Annotated in this window: 1 protein-coding gene; it reads left to right on the plus strand. The window is 61.4% G+C overall.

The window, feature by feature from the left end; translation table 11 throughout:
- A partial coding sequence (locus tag QJT78_RS52780) for a hypothetical protein (RefSeq protein WP_281461012.1) occupies positions 1-220 on the plus strand: 220 nt, incomplete at both ends.

Genomic DNA, 220 nt, shown 5'->3' on the forward strand with positions numbered 1-220 from the left:
ACGCCCTCCCGACGCAACGACAAAACCGTAAAGCCCCGCGTTCAGCATAACCCGGCAGGAATCCACTTAAATCCAGCGGGGCGCTGTCCAAACAACCGGGGCCAGCTCTGCGTCTTCGCCACGGTGCGCCACCGAACGGTGCGGACCAAGGGATCGCTGTCGCAACAAACTGCGAAGCTGATGGTGTTCAAGCTCATCGACGCCGCATCGAAGACCTGGC

The organism is Bradyrhizobium sp. Mp27 (assembly GCF_029953005.1).
Lineage (GTDB): Bacteria > Pseudomonadota > Alphaproteobacteria > Rhizobiales > Xanthobacteraceae > Bradyrhizobium > Bradyrhizobium barranii.